The sequence below is a fragment of the Bradyrhizobium sp. JR3.5 genome (assembly GCF_054057015.1).
Genome location: NZ_JBSRYV010000002.1, coordinates 573,036 through 586,234 on the forward strand (window position 1 = coordinate 573,036; position 13,199 = coordinate 586,234).

The window sequence follows — 13,199 nt, forward strand, 5'->3', positions numbered from 1 at the left end:
GCCTGTCATCGGGCCGCGCTTCGTGCGGACCCGTTGGCGAGCCCCGGAATGACGAACTAAGCCATCCGGTACGTGCCGCCGATCACGGGATCGCCATCCGTCGACACGATGCCGCGCGCGACCAGATCCTCCAGATGCGCCAGCACCGAATAGCCGGCGGCATTGGCGAGGCGCGGGTCGAGCCCGATATAGATCGCCCGCACCATGGTCGGGATGTCGGCCTCGCCCTTGCCGAGGCGATGCAGGATCGACGCTTCGCGCGCCCGTCGATGCCGCGCCAGGAAACGGACGTAACGCGGGCCTTCCGGAATCTCCGGGCCGTGGCCGGAGAAATAGAGCTGCTCGGGGCGCTGCCCCAGCTGCTCGAGCGAAGCCATGTAGTCGATCATCGAACCGTCCGGCGGCGCCACGATCGAGGTCGACCAGCCCATCACATGGTCGCCGACGAAATTGATGCTGCGCTCGGCCCAGGCAAACGCCAGGTGATTGGCGGTGTGGCCAGGGGTCGCGACCGCCTCCAGCGCGAAGCCACTGCCCTCGATCACGTCACCGTGCTTCACCTCGACGTCGGGCCGGAAATCGCGGTCGGCGCCGGATTCCGGATTGTGCTTCTCGCTCTCGAAGCGCGGGCGCGAGGCGCGGTGCGGCCCCTCGGCATAGACAGGCGCGCCGGTCGCAGCCTTGATCCGCGGCGTGTTCGGCGAATGGTCGCGATGGGTATGGGTGACCAGGATATGCGTCACGGTCTCGCCCTTGACCGCATCGAGCAGCGCTTTCGCATGCGCCTCGTCGTCGGGACCGGGATCGATGATCGCGACCTTGCCCTGGCCTACGATGTAGCTGACCGTGCCGGTGAAAGTGAACGGGCTCGGATTGTTGCAGAGGACACGGCGTACGCCGGGCCGGACCTGCTCGACCACGCCGGGCTTCAGCGGAAAATCGCGGTTAAACGGGATGTCGTCGTTGTCGGCCATGGGATCCGATTCCTTGTGAGCCGTCATCCTGAGGTGCGAGCTCTTGCGAGCCTCGAAGGATGTCGGGCACCACCTCTCGTCATCCTTCGAGGCGCGCCAAAGCGGCGCGCACCTCAGGATGACGCCTCCGGGATTTACGAGAACGCCTGGATGCCGGTGATCGCGCGGCCGAGGATCAGCGCGTGGACGTCGTGCGTGCCCTCATAGGTGTTGACAGTCTCGAGGTTCGCGGCGTGACGCATCACGTGATACTCGATCTGGATGCCGTTGCCGCCGTGCATGTCGCGCGCCATGCGGGCGATGTCGAGCGACTTGCCGCAATTGTTGCGCTTGACGATCGAGATCATCTCCGGCGCCATCTTGCCCTCGTCCATCAGGCGGCCAACCCGCAACGAGGCCTGCAGGCCGAGCGCGATCTCGGTCTCCATGTCGGCGAGCTTCTTCTGCACCAGCTGGGTTGCGGCGAGCGGCCGGCCAAACTGCTTGCGGTCGAGCGTGTACTGACGCGCGCGGTGCATGCAGTCCTCGGCGGCGCCGAGCGCGCCCCAGGAGATGCCATAGCGGGCGCGGTTGAGGCAGCCGAACGGGCCCTTGAGGCCGGAGACGTTGGGCAGCAGTGCGCTTTCCGGCACCACGACGTTGTCGAGCACGATCTCGCCGGTGATCGAAGCGCGCAGCGAGAGCTTGCCGCCGATCTTCGGCGCCGACAGGCCCTTCATGCCCTTCTCCAGGATGAAGCCGCGGATCTGGTTGTCATGCGCGGCCGACTTGGCCCACACCACGAACACGTCGGCGATCGGCGCATTCGAAATCCACATCTTGGCGCCGTTGAGCTTGTAGCCGTCGGCCACCTTCTCGGCACGGGTCTTCATGCCGCCGGGGTCGGAACCGGCATCCGGCTCGGTCAGGCCGAAGCAGCCGACCCATTCGCCGGTCGCGAGCTTGGGGAGATATTTCTTGCGCTGGTTCTCGTCGCCATAGGCGCTAGATCGGATACATCACCAGCGACGACTGCACCGAGTTCATCGAGCGATAGCCGCTATCGACGCGCTCGATCTCGCGCGCCACCAGGCCATAGGCCACGTAGCTCGCATTGGCGCAGCCATATTCCTCCGGCAGCGTCACGCCGATCAGGCCGAGCTCGCCCATCTCGTTGAATATCTCGCGATCGGTCTTCTCTTCCAGATAGGCCTTGGTGACCCGCGGCAGCAGCTTGTCCTGCGCATAGGCCCGCGCCGTGTCGCGGATCAGGCGCTCGTCTTCGGTGAGCTGGTCGTCGAGCAGGAACGGATCATCCCACTGGAAGCTGGCGGCAGCCGGCTTATCCTTGGCCTGGGGGCGCACGCTCATGAAACATCCTTTCGCATCGTCTCTCGGAAATTGGCGGATAAATTAAAGCGCTATGCTGCGAAGCGCAATTGAATTGGGATCATTGTCATCCCGGGGCACGCGATAGCGTGAACCTCAGGAGCGCCATTGCGCCCCCGGGGAATCTCGAGATTCCGGGTCTGGTCCTTCGGACCATGCCGGAATGACGATGGTCAGCACTCCAGCCTCTCGTTCGACACGATCTCGATGCCGAAACCGGACAAACCCTTGTAGTCGTGCACCGAAGAGGTCAGGTGGCGGATCGAGGTGATGCCGAGATCGCGCAGGATCTGTGCGCCGACGCCGACCTCGCGCCATTGCTTGTTGCGATCGGCCTCCGCCGACTTCTGCTCGCTCACCGGCTGGACCGGAACTCCGGCGGCACCATCCCGCAGATAGACCAGCACGCCGCGGCCGGCAGCCTTGAAGTGCCGCAACACGGCTTCCATCCGCGCCGGCCCGGTGAAGAGGTCCGTCACGATATTGGGCTTGTGCAGCCGGGTCAGCACATCCTTGCCGTCGCCGATGCCGTTATAGACGAAGGCGGCATGCATGATCTCGTCGAACGGCGAACGATAGGCATAGCCCTGCAGGGGGCCGATCGGGCTTTCGATGGTGAAGGTCGCGACCCGCTCGATCAGCTTCTCGCGCGCCTGGCGATAAGCGATCATGTCCGCGATCGTGACATGCTTGAGCTTGTGGGCGGCGGCGAATTTCGCGACCTGCTCGCCCTTCATCACGGTTCCATCGTCGTTCATCAGCTCGCTGATGACGCCGACCGGCGGCAGGCCGGAGAGCCGGCACAGATCGACCGCGGCTTCGGTGTGGCCGGAGCGCAGCAGCACGCCGCCGTCGCGCGCGATCAGCGGGAAGATGTGGCCGGGGCGCGCGAAATCGTTGGCGCCGGCATTGGGATTGGCGAGCGCGCGGCAGCAGGAGGCGCGTTCGTCGGCGGAGATGCCGGTGCCGCCATCGGGCTTGTAGTCGATCGAGACGGTGAAGGCAGTGGTGTGGTTGGACTCGTTATGCGCCACCATCGGGTCGAGCCGCAGCCGGCGGGCGTCCTCGGTGGTGATCGGCGCGCACACGATGCCGGAGGTGTGACGGATGATGAAGGCCATCTTTTCCGCCGTGCAGAACGACGCCGCGACGATCAAATCGCCCTCGCCTTCCCGATCATCATCGTCGGTGACGACGACGAGTTCACCCTTCGCAAAGGCTTGCAGCACTTCCTGGATCGTATCGGCCATTGTCCTGACATCTCGTTATATGCAGGCAGTGGATTAGCCGGGTTCCGATGTCAGCGCCAGTATCATTATGCAACCCGCCATGCGTCCCGCAGGCATACCAGGACGCTCCACCTCTCCCAAAGGGAGTCGGATTGCATCGCCAGATGCAATCCGGGTGAGGGGCTGCCGCCCTCGTGAGAGCTGAGCCCCCTCACCCGCGCTTTCAGCGCGACCTCTCCCCGATGGGGGAGGTAAGGGAAAGCTCGCTACGGCAGCACCTCGCGCCGATCGCTGAGCTGGGCGTCCAGCTCGGCGCGCTTGTCGTCGAGCAGGCCGGCGTCGGCGGCCTCGATCACCGAATAGAGCTCGCCGGCGTCGCTGAGCCGGGTCACCGTCACGTAGTCAGCGCCGGCGTCGTAGAGGTCGTCGACGCCGGTCAGGAGATCGGCGGTGGCAACAACCTTCGCGGTCGGATTCAGGGCGCGGACGTGGCGTACCAGCTTCTCGTTGTCGGCACCGACCAAGAGGAAATCCGGCACGCTCAGGATGATAATCTCGGCCTTGCCGATGCCGGCATGAACCAGCGTATCGACATTGCTGATGTCGCCATAGATCACATGCATGCCGCGGTCGGTCAGCGTGCGGAACACTAGCGGGTTGAAGTCGATGACGCTGATCTGCTCGAGCAGCGACTGGTTCTGCCGCTCGATCTGGCTGATCAGCGCGCTCGCGGCACGGAAAAAGCCGAGGATGACGATGCGCCGGATTTCGCCATGTCCCTCCTCTTGGCCACTCTCGGGTCCGGACTCGCCGCCGCGCTCGCGTCGATGGTCGAGATCACGCAGCCCGATCCGCTTCAACGGACCGATCAGGCCGCGCACGATCTGATCGCTGCGGGCCATCGCGAAGGTCGAGAGCACCGCCAGCACCACGAAGGCGAACGAGACCGCATTCGCGGTTTCGGTCCCGATATGGTTGGCGGCAACGCCGGTCTGGATCACCACCAGCGAGAACTCGGAAATCTGCGCCAGATTGATCGCCGGCAGCAGGCTGGCGCGCAGGCCCTGCTTCATCAGATAGAGCGGCGTGAACGTCGTGACCAGGCGGCTCGCCACCGTGAAGGCCGCGACGACCAGCGCAAGCCAGATCACCTGTAAGCCCGGGATCGGGATCGTCATGCCGAGCGCGACAAAGAACAGCGTGATGAAGAAATCCCGCAGCGTCGTGACCTTGGCGGTGACGTCGAGCGCGTAGGGAAAGGTCGAGATCGAGACGCCGGCGACCAGCGAGCCCATCTCGCGCGACAGGTGCAGCCGCTCGGCGATCTCGCCGATCAGGAAGCACCAGGCGAGCGCGCCGAGCAGCACCAGCTCGGGCCGGCGCGCGATCTGGTGGAACAGCCGCGGCAGCACGTAGCGGCTCAGCACCAGTGCGGTCGCGACCAGCACCGCGACGCGGGCGATCGACAGCAGCACGACGCTGATCTGCAGATTGTCCAGGCTCGGCTGCACCGCCAGGAACAGGATCGCGAAGATGTCCTGCAGCACCAGCACGCCGAGCGTGATGCGGCCCGGCAGCGTGTCCAGCTCGCGCTTCTCGTAAAGCACCTTGACGATGATGACGGTCGAGGACAGCGCGCAGGCGACGCAGAGATAGACCGCATCGAACCTGCCGCCGCCGATCGCAAGCCCGATCCCGGCAAAGAACGCCACGCCGATCAGGCAGCCGCCGATCAGCTCGCCGGCGCCGGCGAACAGGATGACCTTGCCGGCACGGATGATCTTCTTGAGGTCGATTTCCAGCCCGATCATGAACAGCATGAAGATCAGGCCGAGCTCGGAGATGACGCTGATCGATTCCTGGGACTTGACCCAGCCCATGCCGAATGGACCAATGAAAAAGCCGGCGATAAGGTAGGCCAGTATCAGCGGTTGCCGGGAGAGATGGGCGAGCAGCCCAATCCCCCAGGCAAACAGGATACAGAGCGTGATATCGCGAATGAGTTCATGCATGCGTCAAAGACTTCCTGTTGCCGCAACCTAGAGGGCCGGGCGTGAGGATCAACCGAGCAATGTGTCACATCCGCGCAGGCGGCATTTTTCTGGCAGTTTTGCTCTGCCTGCTCACCGTGCGCATGACCGAGGCGCTAGCACAATCCTCGGCAAGTATTGAACAAAATTTTGCGAACTCGCTGACGGCGGTGCCATCGGAAGGCCTCACGGCCTCCGGTGCATTCTACGTGCCGGTCTATTCCAGCGTGTCGATGAGCCAGGGCAAGCTCAGGGCCGATTTCTCGGTGACGCTCAGCATGCACAATGCCTCGGAGACGAGGCCCCTGGTGCTGAAGCGGATCGCCTATTTCGACACATCAGGCAAGATGGTGGAGAGCTACCTCAAATCGCCGATCGCGCTAAAACCGTTTGCGACCGTCGAGGTCTCGATCGCGACGACCGATACCCGCGGCGGCACCGGCGCCAATTTCGTGGTCGATTGGGCGGCCGCCGGCGAGATCGCGGAACCTGCGGTCGAGGCCCTGATGGTCGGCAGCGTCGGCGCCGGGCACTATGCCTTCATCAGCCAGGGTCGCCCGATCCGGCCGACCGGCAAGAACTGACTTCATGGAAGGCCCTTGCCACGGGCCTTCTCAACGACAACAACACGGAGCGAAACGTCCATGTCCACCTCAGCCCAGTTCGACTTTGCACCGCTGCTTCCGGCCGGCCTGCCTGCGCCGGCCGCGCGCTGGACCGGGCTCGCCAAATACAGCTTCGTCGGCGGCAACAACGATCCCGACCAGGTCCCGGTCGATGGGCTGATCGAGGCGGTCAATGCCGTGCTGAAGCGCGAGGGCAGGAAGCTTGCGACCTACAACCTCGCGCACGGGCCGCAGGGCTATCTGGCGCTCCGCCAGTTCCTCACCGAGAAACTGAAGCGCGATGCCGGGATTGCCTGCACGCCGGACGAGATCATGATCGTCTCCGGCTCGCTGCAGGCGCTTGACCTCGTCAATCACACGATGCTCGCCAAGGGTGACACGGTGCTGATTGAGCAGGAGACCTATCAGGGCTCGCTGAACCGGCTGACCCGGCTTGGCGTCAACGCGGTCGGCATTCCCCTCGATGGCGACGGCATCCGGATCGATGCGCTGGCCGCGGCGCTCGCCGATCACAAGCGGCGCGGCATCACGCCGAAATACATCTACACCATTCCGACCGTGCAGAACCCGACCGGCTCGATCCTCCCCGAGGACCGTCGCGCCGAGATGCTGAAGCTATCGAAAGAGTACGGCGTGCCGATCTTCGAGGACGATTGCTATGCCGATCTGATCTGGAACGGCGAACGGCCGCCCGCGATCTATGCCATGAGCAAGCATGGCGGCGTGATCCATATCGGCTCGTTCTCGAAGTCGATCGCACCGGCGCTGCGGGTCGGCTTCATCGTCGCGCCCTGGGAAATCATGTCGCGGATGCTGCCGCTGAAGACCGACGCTGGCTCCGGCGCGCTGGAGCAGATGGTGCTCTCGGAATATTGCGCCCCGCATTTTGCGACCCACGTGCCGCGGCTGACAAAGGGCCTGCGCGCCAAGCTCGACACGCTGATGGAGGCGCTGAACGAGCAGTTCGGCACCGCGGCCGAATTCGAGGCGCCCAAGGGCGGCATCTTCCTCTGGGTCAAGCTGCCCGACAATGTCGACACCATGAAGCTCTATCAGGCGGCGCTCGCCGCCGGCGTCTCGATCAATCCGGGGCCGGAATGGTCGACCAGCAAGGCGCATTCCGCCAGCCGGCTCCGCCTCTGCTTCGCCAGCCCCTCGCACGAGCAGATCCGCGAGGGCGTCGCCGTGCTGGCGGAGGTGTGCCGCAAGGAGTTCGGCGTGCCGGCGCGCAGCAGCAATGTGGAGAAGCGCGGCTAGCGATCCGCATTCGCCGTCTCACGCGGTCAGGTGAAATTCCACATGCACCTGGCCGCTGCCACTCGACGGGAAATAATCGCAGAGCTGCTCGGCCGCGCCGTGAAAATCGTACCAGCCGAGCGCGGCAAACAGCATGATGGTATCGGCCATGCCGCCCTCGCCGTTGCACCGCACGGCGTAATCGGGGAGCATGTCGAGGAACTCCCGGTAACGGCGCTGCTGCCACAGCTCGAGCACACGCAGATCGACCTGGCGGTTGAATTCGCTGGCGATCGATGTCCAGGCGTCGGGGCCAAGCTTCTTGTTCGGCAATAACCGATGCGACAGCGATCCGCTGGCGAGCAGTGCGACCCGCTCGCCGGACCGCGCGATCGCACGGCGGGTCGCTTCGCCGAGCAGCCGGCTCTCCTCCATCGACGTGAACAGCGGCGACGCAACCGAGACGACCTTGGCCCAGCCATCTTGGTTCAGGTAGTGCATCGGGACGATGGTGCCGTATTCAAGACCGAGGCTTTCGACCCGGTGCGCCATCACATTGAGACCATCGCTCTCCGCCTCGCTCGCAATCGCTTCCGCAAGCGCGGTATTCCCCGGCCAATCGTAGCGCAGATCCTTGATCATCTGCGGCGCCTCGTGGCTCGTGAATGAGCCGCCGTGCCGGGCATTGGCGTTGATGTGGTAGCCGAAATTGGACAGCCAATGCGTATCGAACACCACGAAGGTCGACACGCCGCGTTCCCTGGCGCGCCGGCCGAGCTCATGTAATGCGGCGACCGCGCCGGCCCGCGCATCGTGCAGCGGGTGATCGGGGCGTTCCGACAGCATCAGGGACGGTACGTGGCTGACCTTGGCAGCAAGAACGAGTTCACCCATCGGCGTGATCTTCCCCTTCCCGGTCAGGCCGCCTTGGGGGCGTCGCTGCGGAACGCGTTCAAAATGCGCAGCAGCAGCAAGATTGAGACGTTGCCCTTGCCCGCTTCGATGAGAGCAATGTAGCGCTGCGACACGCCGGATCGGCGGGCCAGTTCGCGACGCGTCATGCCGATATTAGCCCGCGCCCCGCGCATGGCCTCGCCCAGTTGCCGCAGGAAGTCGCTTTCGGAAAACGACGTACCACGAGGCGCGGAAGAGCGTGTCAATCGGTCTATGGAGGAACGATTCCCAGTCACGACGTGCCCCTTATGATTGCCCATCATCGACGAGCAAGATTTCCTGTCCTTGACGCGGATCAATGACAGGAAACCGGCGGGGCCTGCCGCTTATCGTACCGAAAACGGCGCCTGATAGGGCCGGCCGAACGGCACGCCGTTCACCACGGTCTGCACCGGCTTCAGCTGCAGATTGCCGTCGCGCTTGTTGTTGCGGGTGTCGACGAAGGTGACCGGGCCTTCGATGAGGTCCATGATCGCGACATCGCCGGGGGCCCCGCGCTGCAGCGTGCCGATCTTCGGGGTGCGGTTGATGATCCGCGCCGGCACCGAGGTCGCCATCGCCACCACCTGATCCAGCGAGGAGCCCATCGCCAGGAACTTGCTCATCACATTCGGCAGGAACGGGATGCCGGGCGAATTGCCCGAGAAGACGTGGATGTCGGACGAGATCGTATCGGGCGTGCAACCGGCGGGGATCGCGATCTCGGCCACCGTGAAATCGAAGCTGCCGCCGCCATGGCCGACGTCGAACAGCACGCCGCGTTGCTTGGCCGCGAGCGCCGCCGGCAGCAGCTTGCCGTCCTGCACGATGTTGGTGAAGGCGCCGGACATGTTCGGCGCGCCGGAATAGGCGTGGGTGAGGATATCGCCCGGCCGCAGCAAATCGAGGATGTCGGACATCAACTCCCTGGTCTCGACACCGCCGATATGCACCATCATCCGCGCCGGCCAGCCGCACATCTCGCAGGCCTGGATACCGCGCTTCAGCGGCTCGATGCCATGCTTGAAGATGACGTTCTCCGACATCCGCACCTTGACCCCGATCAGGAAGTCCGGGTTCTCGGCGAGCGCCATCGCGCAGGCTTCGACCTGGGCGTTGTCGATGTTGTAGAGCTCGGCTACCGGGAACGCCGACAGGCCGTTGTTGGCGATATGGACGAAGGCATAGATCCGCGCCCGCGACTGCGCCACGATGAAGCGCCGCAGCGCCGCGAGATTGTTGACGCCGGCATCGCCGGCCGAGACCACCGTCGTGGTGCCCTGGAACTGCACCAGCTCGTCGGCGGGAATGCCGATCGCCGAGCCGTAAGGATAGACGTGGCAGTGCAAATCGACGAGGCCCGGCATCACGAGCTTGCCCGATGCGTCGATGGTCTTGGCGGCACGCGCGGCCGGGATCTCGTCTTCGATCGCCTCGATCAGACCCCAGCGGATGCCGATGTCGCGCTTGCCGCGCAGCGACTGGCTAGGATCGATCACGTCGCCACTCTTGATCACGAGGTCGAATTTGTCGTCCGGCCCCATCGCCGCAGCGGCCGGCCCTGCGATGGCAGCAGCTGCTGCCGATCCCGTAGCTTTCAAAAAATCACGGCGCGAAAATCCACCCACGGCGACGTCCCCCCGAACATTGATTTTTATGAAGCGATGATGCGTCGGACGCAGTGGTTAGGCAAGACCACCTGAACAACCGTTCAGAAAACTCCGCCGATTCCGAAGGAACGTTTCGATGCCTGTACGGTTTCCTCCCCGCATCATTTGAGGAGGATGAAATGAAAAAGATTGGTTTTGTTCTTGCGGCGATTGGTATGCTTGCAGTGGCCGTTCCGTCGATCGCGAGCGCCGAGACCGTCGTGATCAAGCGCGGCCATCACCATCACTGGGATCGCGGCTGGGGTGCGCGCGCCGAGATGCGCCATGACCGTGGTTGGCATCGCGGCTGGCATCACGACCATGACCGCACGGTCGTAATTCGGCGCGACCGCTACTAACCGCCGACACATCCAAGAGACCGACACAACGGAAAATGGCTCCTCGCGGAGCCATTTTTCTTTTTCAGCAATCGTATCGGGAGGTCGACGGCTTAATCCCACGCCGGCGCAAAACCTGGATTGACGCAGCGCATGTCCTTGCGCAGCGCAGCGATCGCCTTGCGGTCGTCGTCGTCGAGCTTGACCTTCAGCGCGTCGAGATTGGCCTTTTGGCTTTCCGCGCGCGAGGCTTTCGGGATGGCCGCAACGCCATCCTGGTCGAGCAGCCATTTCAGCGCCACCTGGGCTGCGGTCGCATCATGCTTGCTGCCGATTTTCGCCAGCGTCTCGTCGGTGGCGAAGCGGCCCTGCGCCAGCGGACAGTAAGCCACCAGCGGGATCGATTTCGCGGCGAGATATTTCCGCACCGGCGTCTGGTCCAGCATCGCGTGATACTCGATCTGGTTGCAGGCGATCGGCGCCTTGATGTCCTCGACCACGGTCTTGAGCAGCGCGGTGGTGAAATTGGCGACGCCGATCGCGCGGGTGCGGCCCTCCTGCTTCAGCTTCATCAGCGTCTCGAAGACCGCGGGCAGCTTCATGTTCCGCGACGGCCAGTGCACCAGATAAAGGTCGACGTGATCGAGGCGCAGCTTCTTCAGGCTCGCGTCGAACGCTTTCCGGATCGCGTCCGGCGCCAAATTCTCATGCCAGACCTTGGTGGTCACATGCAGGTCCTTGCGCGCGACCTTCGCGTCTGCGATTGCGGCCCCGATCGCTTCCTCATTGCCGTACATCTCGGCGGTGTCGATATGGCGGTAACCGAGCCCGAGCGCGCTCTCGACCGCCGCGCGGCAGTCATCGCCCTGCATGCGGAAGGTGCCGAGCCCGAGCTGCGGCAGGCTGATGCCCTGTGTCTGCAGACTGTCCATGGATAGCTCCTGACGCGTGGGACGCCGATGTCATCGACGACGTCACGCCAGCAAATCGTCTAGTGGGAATGAAATTGGCAGAACTACCAACACGCAGTCTGCCCGCAAACCGGCCCTTCGGGCAAGGCACCCGCAAATCAAGATGTCGCGACGAATCCTCGCTTGACGCGTTTTCCTCACGCGAACCGGAACCCCACTTCGCTCGAAAACGCTATGGGTTCTAGATGTGCTGCGCCATGATCTGGCCGGGCCGCGCATCCGGCCGCGGCTCGATGTCGACCGACCAGAGATCGTGGTTGTCGACGTCCTTCAGGGTCACTTTCATCACGCCGGTCCTGCCGTCGATGTCGACGCGGCCGAAGAATTGCAGGCCGAAGCACGGCGCGAGATTGTCGCCCTGCTCGGCCGAGCACCCCTTCTGGTACATCGCTTTGGGGCCGAAGGTGTTGTCGAGCTCGCCTGGCGACCAGGTGCCGGCATGCAGCGGGCCGGAGACGAATTCCCAGAACGGCTCGAACTCCTGAAACACGGCGCGGTTCGGATCATAATGATGCGCAGCGGTGTAGTGCATGTCGGCGGTGAGCCACACCGTGTTGCGGATGCCGGCGCGCTTCATGAAGGACAGGAGATCGGCGATCTCGTGCTCGCGCCGCTCAGGCGGGCCGTCGCCGAGCGCGACGGCATCCAGGCTGACGAGGCCGATCGGCAGATCCGCGGCGACCACCTTCCAGTCGGCATCCGACGCCACCAGCTCCCGCTTCAGCCAGGCGAGCTGATCCTGACCAAGGATGAACGCCTGGTCCGCGTCGCCCTGCTTGTTCCAGCTGGAATCGCGATAGGAGCGCATATCGATGATGAAGACGTCGAGCAGCGGCCCATAGGCGATCTTGCGATAGACCCGGCCGTCGCGCTCCGGCATCACCCGCATCGGCATGAATTCGTGGAAGGCGCGGCGCGCCCGCGCCACCAGGCGCGAGATGCCGTCCGTATCGTAGCCGGTTGCATCAGCGGTGCCGATTGGCGACCAGTCGTCGGCGACCTCATGGTCGTCCCATTGCGCGAACATCGGCACCTCGGCGTGGAAGGCACGGAAGTTGTCGTCGAGCCAGTTGTATTTGTAGTTGCCACGAAACTCCTCGAGGCTGTGGGCGACGACCGATTTCTCCTCGGTGACGATGTTGTGCCAGATCTCGCCGTTGGGCAGCGTCTGTTCCGCCGGCACCGTGCAATCCGCATAGATGTGATCGCCGGAATGGATGAAGAAATCCGGGCGCTCGTTCAGCATGGTGCGATAGCTGCGCAGGCCGCCGCGCGCGGGGTCGATGCCCCAGCCCTGCCCCACGACGTCGCCGGACCAGACGAACGAGACCGAGCGGCGGTCGACCGGCGCGGTGCGGAAATGCCCAATGCGGCTTTCGCCGGCGACGCCGTCGCGATCCTCGAAGCGGATACGGTAAAATAGGTCCTGGCCCGGCGGCAGGCCGTCGAGCAGCAGCTTGGCGGTGAACTCGCGCTCAGGCAGTGCATCGGCGGACGCGGTGCGCAGGATAGTGGCGAAGCTTTCCACCGTGGCGCATTCGATATGCATGCGCGCGGCGCGGTCGGCACGGGCCCAGATCACTGCGGAATCGCTGGCGACGTCGCCCGGACTGGATGCCCGCGATCGCGGCCCGATCCGCGGCGCGGCTCAGATAGGGCCTTGCCAGCGAGCCCAATCCTGCCAGCGCGGCCGTCGATGCCGAGCGCACCAGAAGCTGACGCCTTGTGAGGCCTCGCCCCCTCGCGGAGATCGCTGTCGGCATCGAATAACCTTCGTCGAATCGCAACGAAGGTTTTGCCTGCGCTGTTTGACTCCGCCCTTACGGTTTCTTGACTCTGCGCCGA

The 13,199-nt window shown here is 64.3% G+C and carries 10 protein-coding genes and 2 pseudogenes; 3 read left to right on the forward strand and 9 right to left on the reverse strand.

What is annotated here, in order from left to right:
* Window positions 1-56 precede the first annotated feature (56 nt).
* The 4 genes and pseudogenes from ACVWW1_RS19315 to ACVWW1_RS19330 all read right to left on the reverse strand — a co-directional run bounded on the left by ACVWW1_RS19315 (window position 57) and on the right by ACVWW1_RS19330 (window position 5,583).
* Entirely contained in the window at window positions 57-974 is a 918-nt protein-coding gene (locus ACVWW1_RS19315) for an MBL fold metallo-hydrolase (RefSeq protein ID WP_456657064.1), read from the reverse strand.
* Window positions 975-1,108: 134 nt separating this feature from the next.
* Window positions 1,109-2,324 (reverse strand): annotated as a pseudogene (locus ACVWW1_RS19320) (acyl-CoA dehydrogenase).
* Between the two features lie 191 nt (window positions 2,325-2,515).
* Window positions 2,516-3,592 carry a 3,4-dihydroxy-2-butanone-4-phosphate synthase gene (gene ribB, locus ACVWW1_RS19325; RefSeq protein WP_207835872.1) on the reverse strand — a complete coding sequence of 359 codons (1,077 nt, stop codon included), beginning with the start codon at window positions 3,590-3,592 and terminating at the stop codon, window positions 2,516-2,518.
* Between the two features lie 245 nt (window positions 3,593-3,837).
* Window positions 3,838-5,583 (reverse strand): cation:proton antiporter domain-containing protein, encoded by a 1,746-nt coding sequence (locus tag ACVWW1_RS19330; protein ID WP_456657065.1) that lies wholly within the window; start codon window positions 5,581-5,583, stop codon window positions 3,838-3,840.
* Window positions 5,584-5,642: 59 nt separating this feature from the next.
* On the opposite strand from ACVWW1_RS19330, the gene ACVWW1_RS19335 reads away from it, so the two are divergent.
* Both ACVWW1_RS19335 and ACVWW1_RS19340 read left to right on the forward strand, forming a co-directional pair.
* Window positions 5,643-6,185, forward strand: a complete 543-nt coding sequence (locus tag ACVWW1_RS19335; RefSeq protein WP_456660613.1) for a DUF3124 domain-containing protein — start codon at window positions 5,643-5,645, stop codon at window positions 6,183-6,185.
* Between the two features lie 60 nt (window positions 6,186-6,245).
* Complete coding sequence (locus ACVWW1_RS19340) at window positions 6,246-7,484, forward strand: aminotransferase-like domain-containing protein (RefSeq protein ID WP_456657066.1); 1,239 nt, start codon at window positions 6,246-6,248, stop codon at window positions 7,482-7,484.
* Between the two features lie 18 nt (window positions 7,485-7,502).
* On the opposite strand, the gene hpaD is transcribed toward ACVWW1_RS19340, so the two are convergent.
* From hpaD to ACVWW1_RS19355, 3 genes are read right to left on the reverse strand one after another with little or no spacing between them, the layout of a single operon-like run.
* Window positions 7,503-8,357 (reverse strand): 3,4-dihydroxyphenylacetate 2,3-dioxygenase, encoded by an 855-nt coding sequence (hpaD, locus tag ACVWW1_RS19345; RefSeq protein WP_456657067.1) that lies wholly within the window; start codon window positions 8,355-8,357, stop codon window positions 7,503-7,505.
* Between the two features lie 23 nt (window positions 8,358-8,380).
* A complete protein-coding gene (locus tag ACVWW1_RS19350) occupies window positions 8,381-8,716 on the reverse strand; it encodes a helix-turn-helix domain-containing protein (protein ID WP_456657068.1) in 336 nt (111 codons plus the stop codon).
* Between the two features lie 27 nt (window positions 8,717-8,743).
* A complete protein-coding gene (locus ACVWW1_RS19355; RefSeq protein ID WP_456657069.1) occupies window positions 8,744-10,024 on the reverse strand; it encodes an amidohydrolase family protein in 1,281 nt (426 codons plus the stop codon).
* 161 nt (window positions 10,025-10,185) lie between these two features.
* Between ACVWW1_RS19355 and ACVWW1_RS19360 the strand changes: the two genes are divergently transcribed.
* Window positions 10,186-10,404, forward strand: a complete 219-nt coding sequence (locus ACVWW1_RS19360; protein WP_456657070.1) for a hypothetical protein — start codon at window positions 10,186-10,188, stop codon at window positions 10,402-10,404.
* 92 nt (window positions 10,405-10,496) lie between these two features.
* Here ACVWW1_RS19360 and ACVWW1_RS19365 read toward each other — a convergent pair whose 3' ends face one another.
* Together ACVWW1_RS19365 and ACVWW1_RS19370 are read right to left on the reverse strand one after the other, a co-directional pair.
* Window positions 10,497-11,315: an aldo/keto reductase gene (locus tag ACVWW1_RS19365; protein WP_456657071.1), complete on the reverse strand. Its 819-nt coding sequence runs from the start codon at window positions 11,313-11,315 to the stop codon at window positions 10,497-10,499.
* A gap of 220 nt (window positions 11,316-11,535) precedes the next feature.
* Window positions 11,536-13,117: pseudogene (locus tag ACVWW1_RS19370) on the reverse strand (alkaline phosphatase D family protein).
* Between the last annotated feature and the right edge of the window lie 82 nt (window positions 13,118-13,199).